This is a genomic window from Sorangium sp. So ce726, assembly GCF_051521405.1.
Classification (GTDB): Bacteria; Myxococcota_A; Polyangia; order Polyangiales; family Polyangiaceae; genus Sorangium.
The window spans coordinates 11,475,814-11,490,396 of the sequence record NZ_CP150349.1; the positions used below are offsets into that span (position 1 = coordinate 11,475,814).

General features: G+C 68.9%; 10 protein-coding genes. 8 read left to right on the forward strand and 2 right to left on the reverse strand.

Features of this window, described 5'->3' with window-relative positions; genetic code table 11:
• Positions 1 to 4 precede the first annotated feature (4 nt).
• The 8 genes from WME79_RS42790 (at position 5) to WME79_RS42825 (ending at position 7,124) form a co-directional block, all read left to right on the forward strand.
• Positions 5 to 325: a putative quinol monooxygenase gene (locus tag WME79_RS42790; RefSeq protein WP_437527306.1), complete on the forward strand. Its 321-nt coding sequence runs from the start codon at positions 5 to 7 to the stop codon at positions 323 to 325.
• Between the two features lie 63 nt (positions 326 to 388).
• Positions 389 to 688 (forward strand): hypothetical protein, encoded by a 300-nt coding sequence (locus WME79_RS42795; protein WP_437527309.1) that lies wholly within the window; start codon positions 389 to 391, stop codon positions 686 to 688.
• Between the two features lie 169 nt (positions 689 to 857).
• Positions 858 to 2,318, forward strand: a complete 1,461-nt coding sequence (locus tag WME79_RS42800) for an ATP-binding protein (RefSeq protein WP_437527312.1) — start codon at positions 858 to 860, stop codon at positions 2,316 to 2,318.
• A complete protein-coding gene (locus tag WME79_RS42805) occupies positions 2,315 to 3,700 on the forward strand; it encodes a sigma-54-dependent transcriptional regulator (RefSeq protein ID WP_437527314.1) in 1,386 nt (461 codons plus the stop codon). The genes WME79_RS42800 and WME79_RS42805 overlap by 4 nt, the downstream gene beginning before the upstream one ends.
• A 210-nt stretch (positions 3,701 to 3,910) precedes the next feature.
• The gene (locus WME79_RS42810; protein WP_437527317.1) at positions 3,911 to 4,579 is read left to right on the forward strand and encodes a UPF0158 family protein; all 669 of its coding nucleotides are present in this window, start codon (positions 3,911 to 3,913) and stop codon (positions 4,577 to 4,579) included.
• A 23-nt stretch (positions 4,580 to 4,602) separates the two neighbouring features.
• On the forward strand, positions 4,603 to 5,235 hold the full coding sequence (locus WME79_RS42815) for an OmpA family protein (RefSeq protein ID WP_437527320.1): 633 nt from the start codon (positions 4,603 to 4,605) through the stop codon (positions 5,233 to 5,235).
• Between the two features lie 50 nt (positions 5,236 to 5,285).
• A complete protein-coding gene (locus WME79_RS42820) occupies positions 5,286 to 5,672 on the forward strand; it encodes an AgmX/PglI C-terminal domain-containing protein (protein WP_437527323.1) in 387 nt (128 codons plus the stop codon).
• Positions 5,673 to 5,882: 210 nt separating this feature from the next.
• Positions 5,883 to 7,124 (forward strand): VWA domain-containing protein, encoded by a 1,242-nt coding sequence (locus WME79_RS42825; protein WP_437527325.1) that lies wholly within the window; start codon positions 5,883 to 5,885, stop codon positions 7,122 to 7,124.
• A gap of 855 nt (positions 7,125 to 7,979) precedes the next feature.
• Here WME79_RS42825 and WME79_RS42830 read toward each other — a convergent pair.
• Positions 7,980 to 10,169: an ATP-binding protein gene (locus WME79_RS42830; RefSeq protein WP_437527327.1), complete on the reverse strand. Its 2,190-nt coding sequence runs from the start codon at positions 10,167 to 10,169 to the stop codon at positions 7,980 to 7,982.
• A gap of 16 nt (positions 10,170 to 10,185) precedes the next feature.
• On the reverse strand, positions 10,186 to 14,520 hold the full coding sequence (locus WME79_RS42835; protein WP_437527330.1) for a HAMP domain-containing protein: 4,335 nt from the start codon (positions 14,518 to 14,520) through the stop codon (positions 10,186 to 10,188).
• Positions 14,521 to 14,583: the final 63 nt, after the last annotated feature.

Consider the following 14,583-nt stretch of genomic DNA (forward strand, 5'->3'; position numbering starts at 1 on the left):
TGCCATGATCATCGAGTACATTCGCTACACGATTCCCGCAGAGCAAGAGCAGGCGTTCCTGTCCGCTTATCGCGCCGCAGCCACAGAGCTGCGCGGCTCCGCGCATTGCCTCGACTACGAGATCTCCCGATGCACCGAGGAGCCGACAAGCTTCGTCGTCCGCATCCGCTGGGACTCGCTGGAAGGCCACCTCCAGGGGTTTCGCAAGGAGGCGTCGTTCCCGTCATTCTTCGCCAAGGTGAAGCCCTTCTTCGAAAACATCCAGGAGATGAGGCACTACGCCTTGACCGACGTCGCCGGCGCAGGGGGCCGCCCTGGCGGCTGAACGATCACGCGTACGACGCGGGCTCGGCTGGTTTCACGCAGGCCATCGTGCGATGCTCCCTCGGTGACGCGGAAGATCGCATTGGTCCGGGCGCGCCGGCCCCTCGCGGCGCTCCTCATGCTCCTCCTGGCGTGCGCCGCGCTCGCCGCCTGCTCCAGGGTCACCAGCGCGCCGAAGGGCCGCGAGGCAGCGCCGGAGCGCGACAGCGCCTGCGCGGATCCAGCGAAGCCCAGAGCGTACTTCTATCCAGCGGAGAACCGGACGGATTACGCGCCTGACGACCCCTGGAAAGACGGCTGCGCCATGCTGGTGCCAGATCACCTGTTCTGCTGCCCAGAGAAGGCACCCGCCAGCCCGCGATAACAGGTAATACCGAAGCGGCCCACCGAGCTCCGCAGGGGAGCGCGCTCCAGCGGCCCGCGCGGCCCGCGCGCGGGCCATCGCCGGTGCCGCAAAATGCAGCATGTCGTACTTTGCGGCGGCGTCGAGCGGCGATGGCTCGCCGCGCTCCACCTGCGCTACGACGTCAGGCATGAAGCTGGCGCGCAAGCTGACGCTCGCCCTGGTGTTCGGGGTTTTCCTTGTGCTCGCGCTGAGCGCCTACGTGCAGATCCGCAGAGAGGCCAGGACCTTCGAGAACGATGTCCAGCGGGACCATCACGCGATGGGCCGCGCGCTGGCCGCCGCCATCACAGGGGTGTGGCGCACGGAAGGGCCCGCGCGGGCGCTGCGCCTGGTCGAGGACGCCAACGAGCGCGAGCGACAGGTGGACCTCCGGTGGGTCTGGCTCGACGCGCAGGCGGATGATGCCCATCGGCCCCGGCTCGCGCCGGAGCTGCTCGTCCCCGTCTCGCGAGGGCAGGCGGTCGTGCACAGGCTCCCTCGCGAAGACGCAGACGTGCTCGTCACGTGCGTGCCGGTGCCGGTGACCGGCGACCGCGTCGGCGCGCTGGAGCTCTCCGAGTCGCTGGCGGGAGCCCGCCGGACCATCCACAGCATGATCCTGAACACAGCGGTCACGACGGCCTCTCTGACGCTGGTATGCGGGTTGCTCGCGACGTCCCTCGGCGTCGGGCTGGTGGGACGTCCCATGCGCACGCTGATCGATCAGGCGCGGCGGATCGGCGCCGGCGATCTCTCCCGGCGCCTGTCGCTGCGCCAGGAGGACGAGATCGGCGAGCTCGGACGGGAGATGGACGCGATGTGTGATCGCCTCGCCGCTGCATACCGGAAGCTCGAGTCCGAGGCGGCCGCGCGGCTCGCCGCGCTCCAGCAGCTCCGCCACGCCGAGCGCCTCGCCACGGTCGGCAAGCTCGCGTCCGGGATCGCCCACGAGCTGGGAGCGCCCCTCCAGGTCATCGCGGGGCGCGCGCGCATGCTGGTGGACGGGGACGTCACGGGAGATGAGGTGCCGGCCAACGGGCAGATCATCCTCGAGCAGTCGCAGCGGATGACCCAGATCATCCGCCAGCTGCTCGATTTCGCCCGGCGTCGCAGCGCAGAGAAGCAGGAGACCCCGCTGAGGAGCGTCATTCACAGCACGTTCGTCATGCTGAGGCCGCTGGCCGAGAAGCAGGGCGTCACGATGGTCCAGGAAGGAGACACGCCGGAGCTGGTCGTCCACGCAGACGCCGAGCAGCTCCAGCAGGCGCTCACCAACGTGGTGGTCAACGCGATCCAGGCCATGCCGTCCGGCGGCACGTTGACCGTCGGCCTCCGGGCAGAGCGCGCGAGTCCCCCAGACGACCAGGGAGGAGCCGAGGGGGAGTATGTCGCGCTGTCCGTTCGTGACGAGGGGCAGGGCATACCGGCCGACGTCCTGGAGTACATCTTCGAGCCGTTCTTCACGACCAAGCCCGTGGGTGAAGGGACCGGGCTCGGCCTGTCGGTCGCCTACGGCATCATCAAGGAGCACAGCGGCTGGATCCACGTCGACAGCCGGGCGGGCTCCGGGAGTCGCTTCACGATGATGCTGCCGCGGGGGAACTCATGACAGGGCGCGTCCTGATCGTCGATGACGAGCGCGGCGTCTGCGAGCTCCTCGACGCCGGGCTCAAGAAGCGCGGGTTCCGGACGGCATGGCGGACGTCGGCCGCCGAGGCGTTCGAGCTCCTCGGCGTGGAGGATTTCGACGTCGTGATCACCGACATGACCATGCGCGGCATGAGCGGCCTCGATCTCTGCGAGCGGATCGTCCAGAACAGGCCCGATCTCCCGGTCATCGTCATCACCGCGTTCGGGAGCCTCGACACCGCCACATCCGCCATCCGCGCCGGCGCGTACGACTTCGTGACCAAGCCGTTCGAGCTCGACGCGCTCCGGCTCACCGTGGAGCGCGCCCTGCGCCACCGCGCCCTCCGCGAGGAGGTGCGCCGCCTGCGACGCGCCGTGGCCGACGCCCACGGGTACGAGCAGATCCTCAGCGGCAGCCCGGTGATGAGGAGCGTGTTCGATCTGCTCGATCGCATCGCCGACTCGGACACGTCGATCCTCATCACGGGAGAGAGCGGGACCGGCAAGGAGCTCGTCGCCCGCGCCGTGCACCAGCGCAGCCGGCGGAGCGAGGGCGCGTTCGTGGCGGTCAATTGCGCTGCGGTCCCGGACGCCCTCCTCGAGAGCGAGCTCTTCGGCCACGCGCGAGGCGCGTTCACCGACGCCAAAGGGGCCAGGAGCGGCCTGTTCGCGCGGGCCCACGGCGGAACCCTGTTCCTCGACGAGATCGGCGAGCTGCCGATCGGGCTCCAGCCGAAGCTCCTGCGTGCCCTCCAGGAGCGCGTCGTCCGGCCCGTCGGCGCTGACAAGGAGCTCCCGGTGGATGTCCGGCTCATCGCCGCGACGAACCGCGACCTCGAGACCGCGATCGAAGAGCGCCGTTTCCGCGAAGATCTCTACTACCGGATCAACGTGGTTCACGTCGACCTGCCGCCGCTCCGCTCCCGCGGCGCCGACGTGCTGCTGCTCGCGCAGCATTTCCTGGAGCACTTCGCGACCGTCAAGGCGAGGCCCATCCAGGGCCTCTCGGCGCCCGCGGCGGAGAAGCTCATGGCCTATGCGTGGCCCGGCAACGTGCGCGAGCTCCAGAACTGCATCGAGCGGGCGGTCGCGCTCGCGCGGTACGATCACATCACCGTCGACGACCTGCCCGAGAAGATCCGGACCTACCGGCGCTCCCACGTCCTCGTCTCGAGCGACGACCCGACCGAGCTCGTCCCCATGGAGGAGGTCGAGCGGCGCTACATCCTGCGTGTCCTGGAGGTGGTCGGCGGGAACAAGAGCCAGGCGGCGCAGATCCTGGGCTTCGACCGGGCGACCCTCTATCGGAAGCTCGAGCGGTACGGCATGCGCGGAGGGCGCTCGAGCGATCCGAAGCCGTGATCCGCCCGGCGGCCCAGCCGCACCGCGCGCTGCCGCGCCCGGGTCGAGCGCGCGCTACAGCCTCCCAGGGGGCGCGACTCCGCTCCTCATCGACCTGTTGCACAACGCGACACCCGCAGCCGCTGGCGGAAAACATGCTCCCAGGCGCGCCGCGCAGGCGCGCGACTCCTGCACGGCTGGCATGGGAGCTGCCTCAGGCCGGGCGCGCCCATGTGCACGACCACGCCGGAGTCCGCTGCTGCGAACCGGAGAATCCCTGTCGACTGGAACGCTCTCGCGAACGCCTTCGACAACACCGCTCAGCACATCCGCTATTTCCTTCACCTCGAGACAGGCGCCGTGATCCGGCTGGTCGATGGGCTCGCCGACCCGGACACGCGCGCGCGCATCGAGGCGGATCCGCGCTGCGTGCGCGTCGAGGCCATCGGCGCGCGGGAGCAATACGGATGGCTCCACGCGTTCATCCCGACGGTCGACGACCTCGAGCTCCAGGTGCTGCTCCTGCATTGCCTCCAGGGGCGGGGATCGTTTCGGCGGTTCAAGGCGGTGCTCTCTGGCAGGCCAGAGCAGCTCCGGCGCTGGCGCGTCTTCCGGCTCGCACAAATCCGTGCCACCATCCTCGCGTGGTTTCACACCCGCGGTCTGATACCGGCTTCGTTCGAGCATGCGTGGCCCAGCGAAAGCGCTGAGCCGAGGAGATCTCACGCCGCCGACTCGGCTCGCCAGCGGCTCCACGCGGCGGCGAGCGCCCTCGCGCCCGGCGATCTCCACGCGCTCACGTCGCTCGCGGAGTTCCTGCGCGCGACGCGCTCCGGCCTGCCGATTCCCGCGGTTTCATCGAGGGGCGACGCAGAGCGCCCCGATGGCCTGGGCCCGTGACAGCGGGCCATGGAGACGCGATCATGAACGATATCGACGATAAACGAGATGTGACGAGCCGCCCGAGCCCCCGCCGCGGGCTCGTCGCAAGGCGGGCCACGGGCCTCGGGCCCTGGGTCGCCGGCGCCGTGCTCACGGCGATGGGCCTGGGCGCAATCGCCTGCGGCGGCGTCACGACGTTCGAAGGAGGGAAGGCGCTCGCCGTCGTGGGCCGGCCGCCCGCGCCGCCCCCGCCGCCTCCGCCGCCCCCGCCGGAGCGCGTGGTCGTGACGGACGACAAGATCATCATCAACGAGAAGATCCAGTTCGAATACGACCAGGCGACGATCCGGACGGAGTCCCACAGCTTGCTGGACGAGGTCGTCAGCACGATCAAGAAGCACACGCACATCAAGAAGATCGCCATCGAGGGTCACGCGAGCGCCGAGGGGTCGGCCGACCACAACCTGAAGCTCTCGGACCGCCGCGCGAAAGCCGTGATGAAGTACCTCGTCGATCACGGGATCGCCGCCGGCATGCTCACCGCCAAGGGCTTCGGCAAATCGAAGCCCATCGCGGACAACGACTCGCCGGAGGGGCGCGAGAAGAACCGTCGCGTCGAGTTCAACATCGTCGAGCAGGACACCGCGCAGAAGACCGCGGACGCCGGGAAATGAGAGCTGGTCTGAAGCCGCCCGTGAGCGGCGCTCCCCGCAAGGAGGCGAGCATGAAGCAGTTGTTTTCGGGTTTCACCATGATGGTTCTGGCGAGCGCGTCCGCGGGTTGCTCCTTCGCCGTGCGGAACGCCGAGATGTACCGCGACGATACGGCGGCGCTGCTCGAGACGAGGCGCGACGAGATCAGCGCTTGTTATGACGCAGAGCTCGCGCGGAACCCCCGCGCGCAGGGCAGGGTCACCGTCGCTTTCACCGTGCTCGAGGACAGCGGCCGCATCACGAACGTCGCCGTCGACCCCGCCGGCACCACCACGTCGGACGAGGTGTCGAGCTGCGTCGTGAAGTCGATCGACGGGCTCGTCCTCACCCCGCCCGATGAGAAGCAAGGGAAGGGGAAGTTCGTCTGGGAGTTCACCGTCGGGGCTCCGAAGGCGTAGCGCCGGCGCGCCGGCGGAGCGCGGCAGCCACGCCGCGCTCCGCTGCGCCGTCCTCCTTGTGCCTCGCGACCACGCCCCCTATCCTGCCGCTGTGCGGTACGCGCGCACAGCGCTGGCGGCCGCTCGCTGCTCGCGCCGCTCAACGGCTCATCGGGCTTCCGTCAAACAGGCTCTCTGGAGAGCTCGCGACCCCTCCGACACCCCACAGCGATGAGCGCCCGCACCCCCAAGAAAGCCCCTCCGCCCCCCTCCCCCGCCGGCGCGACGGACGACCTCACCGACGGCGACCGCGACGCCCTCCTGCGCTGGCGGCTCGCGCTCGGGCCGGAGGCCGAGCGCGTCGATCCTCGGCTCTCCCTCGGCGGGCTCGGCGGCGGGGCGTCCGCTCTTCACGTTGACCCGCGGCGGCTCGGCGACCTCGACAAGGCCCTCTCGTTCATCTACGACGAGCGCGCCGGCAACCTCGGCGGCTCGCGGCCGTACGTCCCCGAGTGGCTCTCCGCGGTGCGCGAGTTCTTCAGCCACGACATCGTCGCGCTCGTCCAGAAGGACGCCATCGAGAAGCGAGGGCTGACGCAGCTCCTCTTCGAGCCCGAGACGCTGCCCTTCCTCGAGAAGAACGTCGAGCTCGTCGCCACCCTCATGAGCGCGAAGGGCCTCATCCCCGACGCCGCCCGGGAGACCGCCCGCCAGATCGTGCGCGAGGTCGTCGAGGAGGTGCGGCGCGCGCTCGAGTCCGAGATCCGCACCGCCGTCCTCGGCGCCCTGCGGCGGAACACGACGAGCCCGCTCCGCGTCCTCAGGAACCTCGACTGGAAGCGCACCATCCGCAAGAACCTCAGAGGGTGGGACGCCGAACGGCGCCGCCTCGTCCCGGACAAGCTCTATTTCTGGGCGAACCAGACCCGGAGACACGAGTGGGACGTCGCGATCCTCGTCGACCAGTCGGGCTCCATGGGCGAGAGCGTCGTCTACAGCTCCATCATGGCCGCGATCTTCGCGTCCCTCGACGTCCTCCGCACTCGGCTCCTCTTCTTCGATACCGAGGTCGTCGACGTGACTCCGATGCTCGTCGATCCGGTCGACGTGCTGTTCACGGCGCAGCTCGGCGGCGGCACCGACATCAACCGCGCGGTGGCCTACGCCCAGGCGAACTTCATCGAGCGCCCCGAGAAGACGCTGTTCATCCTGATCACCGACCTGTTCGAGGGCGGCAACGCCGAGGAGCTCGTCGCCCGCATGCGCCAGCTCGCCGACAGCAAGGTGAAGTCGATCTGCCTGCTCGCGCTGTCCGACAGCGGCAAACCCTCGTACGACCACGACATGGCGCAGAAGCTCGCCGCCCTCGGGACCCCCTGCTTCGGCTGCACCCCGAAGCTCCTCGTCAAGGTGGTAGAGCGGCTCATGCGAGGTCAGGACCTCGGCCCGCTGCTCGACGCCGAGGCGCGCTGAGCGCCCGGCGGCGGCACAAAAACCACGGAGGCACAGAGGACACAGAGGTTCTTTTCCTTCCTCTGCGTCGTCTGTGCCTCCGTGACCCCTCGCGCCGCCAAAGCGGGGGCGGCGTGCTCTCTCGACACCGCCCGGCGTCAGCGAGGGCGTCCGCGACGCCCCGCGCCGGCCCAGTCACCGCGCGCGGCGGGTCGCCTTCGCCGAGCGCTCGTCCGTCCGCCGGGCGGCGGCGCGCTTCCGGGACGTGGCGCCCCGGGCAGCGCTCGCAGAGACCCGCCGACGGGCCCCGGCCGCCCGAACCACCTCTTCGAGAGAGGGTGTCTTGACCAGGAGGGGACCCGCGCTGTCCATGGCGCTGATCGAGGGGCCAACTAGGCTGATAGAAAGTTTCACTTGAACTACCGATATGTGTGGCGGACTGATCACGTCGCTCAGCGAGGGCTCATCACCTATAAACCGTTTTGATCTTTTACGCAGCGTCGCAGTGCGGAGATCACGAGCCCTGAGCGCCCGTCCGGACGTGAACTTGTCCACCCGGGAGATCCACTCGCCTTCCGCCTCTCACGGCGGATGCACGCAGGCACCACGGAGGCACGAAGGCACGGGTCTGGGTTCGCTCCGTGCCTCCGTGTCTCCGTGGTGATCGGCGAGGGACTGCCCCCGGGTGTCGCACCGGGCGCTCTGTCACGAGCTTGTTGCACGATGCAGGCCAACGATGGCCGGATGCCGGCGTCGCCGCTTTTCACGGGGAGACCGTGAGCCGCCTTTCACGGTTGAAACCACCGGTTGCAACGGTGGCGCAGCGCGACCGCATCCCTGCCCCACGGGCGCCAGGTGAGCTCAGGAGAGCGCCTCTCAGCCAGCGGGACCGGTCAACGATGATCCAGGGCGCTCGCCCAGGGGCCCGGACGGACCAGCCGCTCGGGGCGGGAGCGGCAACGCCACCTGGAACCTCGCCCCCATGCCCGGGGCGCTCTCCACCTGGATGCTGCCGCCGTGGGCCCTCAGGATCTGGTCCACGATGTACAGGCCGACACCCAGCCCGCCATACGAGCTGGTCGGCGCCGCGCGCTCGAAGCGCCCGAAGATGCGGGCGATGTACTCCTGAGCGATCCCGATGCCCTGATCTGCCACCTGGAGCACCGCGGACCTCCCATCCACCGAGATGCGCACCTGGATCGGCTTGCCCCGCCCGTATTTGATGGCGTTCACGAGCAGGTTGGTGATCACCTGATCGATGCGCAGGCGGTCCCACCGGCCGACCGCGGTCACCGGCATGTCCAGGTCGAGCGTACAGCCGGCCCGCTCCAGCTCGGCTTCGAGGCGGCCCGCCACGTCGCGCGCCACGTCGCACAGATCCACGTCATCGAGGCTGAGCTCGAGGTGGCCGCTGTTGATGCGCGCCACGTCGAGCAGCGTGTCGATGAGCCGCGTGAGCCGGTCGATCTGCCCGCCGGCCTGGGAGAGCTTCGCCAGCACCTGCTCCGCCGGCAGCCCGCCGTCCGCGCGGTGGAGGGCGCGGGTGAGGCCCTGGACCTGGAGCACCAGCGCGCTGAGCGGCGTCCTCAGCTCGTGCGAGGCGACCGCGACGAAATCCTCGCGGATCTGCACGGCTTCTCGCGTCATCCGCAGCAGCCGGGCGTTCTCGAGGCAGAGCGCCGCGCGCTGCGCGACGTCGAGGGCGACCGCGAAATCGGGCGGCTCGAAGCGCTCGCCCGGCTCGACCCACACCATGCTGAGCGCCCCGAGCACCTCGCCGCGCGTGACGAGCGGCACACACAGGTAGCTGCTGGCGCCGATCTCCTGGATCACAGCGGGATCGCCGATGTCGAGCGCCACGGCGACGTCGCGCGGAGCGCACTCGACGCGCAGATCGGGGCGGCCGGTCGTGAGCACCGCGCCGACGCCGTCCGCGGTCAAGGTGAGCTCCCGCGGGCCGAACCGCTCCATGAACCGCGCTGCGTCGCGGGCCCTGTGCGCGGCAGCGAGCCGGCGCGCGCCGCCCTCCTCCCGCAGGTCGAGCACACACCAGGTGCAGACGCGCTCCGCAGAGATGCGCACGAGGGCCGCCGCGACGCTGTCCTCGTCGAGCGACGCCGAGAACGAGCTCGACGCCTCCGCGAGGATCTCCGAGCGACGCACCGCGGCCTCGGCCTCTGCGCGGGCCGCCCGCTCGCGCGTCAGGAGGTGCAGGCGCTCCTGCTCGTGGCGCTTGCTGTCGTCGATGTCCGTGAAGCTGCCGAGCCAGGCGACCACCCGCTTCCAGACGTCCCGCTCCGGGACAGCCCGGCACAGGTGCCACCGGTAAGCGCCGTGGATCGATCGGAGGCGACACTCCCCCTGAAAGGGCTCGCCCGACTCCAGGCAGCGCCGCCACTTGCTGACGAACTGGTTCAGATCGTTCGGGTGCACCGCGGCCTGCCAGCCCCAGCCGCGGAGCGCCTCGAACGCGAGCCCCGTGTACTCCAGCCAGCGCGAGCTCACGTAATCGATGCCGCCGTCGAGCTTCGCCGTGAAGACGCACTGCGGGATGGCGTCGGCCAGGTGCTGGTACCTCGCCTGCGCGGCGCGCCGGAGGTCCTCGACCTCGGCGTCGCGCCGCCGTTGCTCGGCCTGGCGCAGGAGCTCCGCCTGCTCCTTGATCTGCTCGCCGCGCCGGTGGAGCTCGACGAACACGGCGACCTTCGCCTGGACGACCTCCGGCTCGAGCGGCTTCAGGAGGTAATCGACGCCGCCCACGGCGTACGCCCTGTAAATGGCCGCGAGATCGTCCGTCGCCGCCGTCAGGAAGATGATCGGCGTGTGGCGCGATCGCTCCCGCTGCTTCACGAGCGAGGCGACCTCGAAGCCGTCGATGTCGGGCAGCCGCACGTCGAGCAGGATGACCGCGAAATCCTCGGACAGGATCCTGAGGAGCGCGTCCTTCCCGCTCGCGGCGGTCACGAGGCGATAGCTCTCGTCAGACAAAATCGCCCTGAGCGCCGTCAGGTTCTCCGGCTGATCGTCTACAAGGAGAATGCTGGTCGTCGCGGGCGGGGTGGACACCGTACGGCTCCGTGGCTCAATCCGGCCGCACCCAGTGCAGGATGGTCGACATCAGTCGACCCTCGTCCACCGGCTTGGCCACGAAATCGTTCAGGCCGGCGTCCAGGCACTTCTGTCGATCTTCCGGCATCGCCTTGGCCGTCACCGCGATGATCGGCAGCTCGTTGAAGCGAGGATCGCTCCGGATCTCCCGCGTCGCCTCGTAGCCGTCGAGCTCGGGCATCATGATGTCCATGAGGACAACATCGATGGGCGAATCGGCCTCGCGCAAGATCTCGATACCGTGCCTTGCGTTCTCGGCCAGGACCACGTGCGCCCCGCGCCGCTCGAGCAGGCTCGTGATGGCGAAGACGTTGCGCGCGTCATCGTCGATGACAAGCACGCTCCGCCCGGCGAGCGCGACCGAGGAGGTGCCGTTCGTGAGGAGCGGCGCGACCGGCTCGGGCAGCTCGGCGCGCACCGGCCTGGTCGCCTTCGGCTCCGTCCGCTCCGCCGGCAGGTACAGGGTGAACTTGCTGCCGAGCCCTGGCGTGCTGTTCAGCGAGATCTCCCCGCCGAGCAGGCTGGCCAGCTCCCGGCTGATCGTCAAGCCGAGCCCCGTGCCGCCGTAGGTGCGGCTGGTCGACGCGTCGGCCTGCTGGAACGCGTCGAAGATGAGCGTCTGCTTCTCCGCCGGGATGCCGATCCCCGTGTCGGTGACGGCGAACGCCAGGACGGTCTTCGCCTTGATGAGCGTCTCCCGCTTGAACGTGAGCGCCTTGCTGGCCACCTCGATCTCGAGCGAGATCCGCCCGGACGACGTGAATTTGAACGCGTTGGACAGCAGGTTCTTCAGGATCTGCTGCAGCCGCTGCAGATCCGTCATGATCCCCGCGGGGACGCCGGTCGCGACCCGCACCCAGAACTCGAGCTCCTTCTGCTCGGCGATCTGCCGGAAGCTCCGCTCGACGTACTCGGCCAGCTCGGAGAGCAACACCCGCTGGGTCTTCACGTCGATCTTGCCGGCCTCGATCTTCGAGAGGTCGAGGATCTCGTTGATGAGCTGCAGGAGGTCCTGCCCCGCCGCGGCGATGGTCTTCGCGTACTCGACCTGCTTCGGGTTGAGCGTGTGCTCCTCGTTGTCCGCGAGGATCCTGGCGAGGATCAGCAGGCTGTTCAGCGGGGTGCGCAGCTCGTGCGACATGTTCGCGAGGAACTCGGACTTGTACTTCGAGGTGCGCGACAGCTCCCTCGCTTTCTCTTCCAAGGAGGCGCTGGCGCGCGCGATCTCGCGGTTCTTGATCTCGAGCTCCGACGCCTTCTCCTCCAGCTCCTGCGATCGCGAGCCGAGCTCGGTGTTGGACCTCTGGAGCTCCTGAAGCAGCTCCTCCGTCCTCATGCTGGCGCCGATCATGTTGAACACGACGCCGATCGACTGCGTGAGCTGCTCGAGGAACGTGAGGTGGATGGGCGTGAAGTTCTGGAAGCTCGCCAGCTCGATGACCGCCTTGAGGCCGCCCTCGAAGAGCACCGGCAGGACGCAGATGTTGCGCGGCGGCGCGTCGCCGAGGCCCGAGCTCACCCGGATGTAGTCGTCCGGAAGATCCGTGACGACGATGCTCTTCTTCTCCAGGCCGCACTGCCCGACGAGCCCCTCGCCCAGCGAGAACCGGTTGGAGATGCCCTTGCGCTTCTGGAACGCGTAGCTCGACGTGAGCTTCAGCGTCGGGTGCTTCTCCTCCGACTCGAGCACATAGAAGGCCCCGTGCTGCGCCGAGACGAGCGGCGTCACCTCGGACATGATGAGGCGAGAGAGCGCCTCGATCGTCCGCTGCCCGGCCATCATCCCGGAGAAGCGCGCCAGGTTCGTCTTCAGCCAGTCCTGCTCCTGGTTGGCGCGCGTCGTGTCCCGCAGGTTCGAGATCATCTGGTTGATGTTGTCCTTCAGCTGAAGGACCTCGCCCTGCGCCTCGACCGAGATGGCCCGCGTGAGGTCGCCCTTCGTCACGGCGGTCGCGACCTCGGCGATGGCGCGCACCTGCGTGGTGAGGTTGCCCGCGAGCTGGTTCACGTTGTCGGTGAGGTCCCTCCACGTGCCGGCCGCGCCAGGCACCTTGGCCTGGCCGCCGAGCTTGCCCTCGATACCGACCTCGCGCGCGACCGTGGTCACCTGCTCGGCGAACACGCGGAGCGTGTAGGTCATGTCGTTGATGGTGTCCGCCAGCGACGCGATCTCACCCTTGGCCTCCAGGGCGAGCTTCTGGCGGAGATCGCCGTTCGCGACCGCGGTCACGACCTTGGCGATGCCGCGCACCTGAGAGGTGAGGTTCGAGGCCATGACGTTGACGTTCTCCGTCAGGTCCTTCCACGTGCCGGAGACCCCGGGCACCTGCGCCTGGCCGCCGAGCTTGCCCTCGGTGCCTACCTCGCGCGCGACGCGCGTCACCTCCGCGGCGAACGCGCGCAGCTGATCGACCATCTTGTTGATGGTGTCCTTCAGCTCGAGGATCTCCCCCTTCGCCTCGACCGTGATCTTCTGGGACAGGTCGCCGCTCGCGACCGCCTTCGTGACGAGGGCGATGTTGCGCACCTGGTTCGTCAGGTTGCCCGCGAGCTGGTTCACGTTGTCGGTGAGGTCCTTCCACGTGCCGGCGACGCCCGGCACCTGCGCCTGGCCTCCGAGCTTGCCGTCCGTGCCTACCTCGCGCGCCACGCGCGTCACCTCCGCGGCGAACGCGCGCAGCTGATCGACCATCTTGTTGATGGTGTCCTTCAGCTCGAGGATCTCCCCCTTCGCCTCGACCGCGATCTTCTGGGACAGGTCGCCGCTCGCGACCGCCTTCGTGACGAGGGCGATGTTGCGCACCTGGTTCGTCAGGTTGCCCGCGAGGACATTCACGTTGTCCGTGAGGTCCTTCCACGTCCCGCTGACGCCGCGCACCTCCGCCTGCGCGCCCAGCTTGCCCTCCGTGCCTACCTCGCGCGCCACGCGCGTCACCTCCGACGCGAACGCGCGCAGCTGCTCCACCATCTTGTTGATGGTGTCCTTCAGCTCGAGGATCTCCCCCTTCGCCTCGGCGGTGATCTTCTGAGAGAGATCGCCCTTGGCGACGGCCGTCGTGACGAGGGCGATGTTGCGCACCTGGTTCGTCAGGTTGCCGGCGAGCTGGTTCACGTTGTCGGTGAGGTCTTTCCACGTGCCGGCGACGCCCGGCACCTGCGCCTGGCCGCCGAGCTTGCCGTCCGTGCCTACCTCACGCGCGACGCGCGTCACCTCCGCGGCGAACGTCCGGAGCTGCTCCACCATCTTGTTGATGGTGTTCTTCAGCTCGAGGATCTCCCCCTTCGCCTCGACCGTGATCTGCTTCGACAGGTCGCCGTTCGCCACCGCCGTCGTCACGACCGCGATGTTGCGCACCTGGTTCGTCAGGTTGCCCGCGAGGACATTCACGTTGTCCGTGAGGTCCTTCCACGTCCCGCTGACGCCGCGCACCTCCGCCTGCGCGCCCAGCTTGCCCTCCGTGCCTACCTCGCGCGCGACGCGCGTCACCTCCGACGCGAACGCGCGCAGCTGCTCCACCATCTTGTTGATGGTGTTCTTCAGCTCGAGGATCTCCCCCTTCGCCTCGACCGTGATCTGCTTCGACAGGTCGCCGTTCGCCACCGCCGTCGTCACGACCGCGATGTTGCGCACCTGGTTCGTCAGGTTGCCCGCGAGGACATTCACGTTGTCCGTGAGGTCCTTCCACGTCCCGCTGACGCCGCGCACCTCCGCCTGCGCGCCCAGCTTGCCCTCCGTACCTACCTCGCGCGCGACGCGCGTCACCTCCGACGCGAACGCGCGCAGCTGCTCCACCATCTTGTTGATGGTGTTCTTCAGCTCGAGGATCTCCCCCTTCGCCTCGACCGTGATCTGCTTCGACAGGTCGCCGTTCGCCACCGCCGTCGTCACGACCGCGATGTTGCGCACCTGGTTCGTCAGGTTGCCCGCGAGGACATTCACGTTGTCCGTGAGGTCCTTCCACGTCCCGCTGACGCCCTGCACCTCCGCCTGCGCGCCCAGCTTGCCCTCGGTGCCTACCTCGCGCGCCACGCGCGTGATCTCCGAGCCGACGGTCTGCAGCTGCTGGACGACGTCGTTCACCTCATCGGCGATCTGGCCGATCGTCCCAGGCACCTCGCCGATGCCGACGCGCGCGGAGAAGTTGCCGGCCTTCACCGCCTTGAGCACCTCCAGCACCGCCTGGAGCTGCATCTCCCGCACATCCAGGTGGCTGCCGTTGGCGCCGCGCTTGCGGGGCGGCGACTTCTTCTTGCTCGCTCCGCTCCCGTGCTTGTCCTTCAAGGTCGCCGCGATGTTGTTCGATTGCATGACCACCTTCCTGACGACGATAGCGCGCCTGGAGTGCTTTGTTCCCGTTTCAGGTGTTCAGGC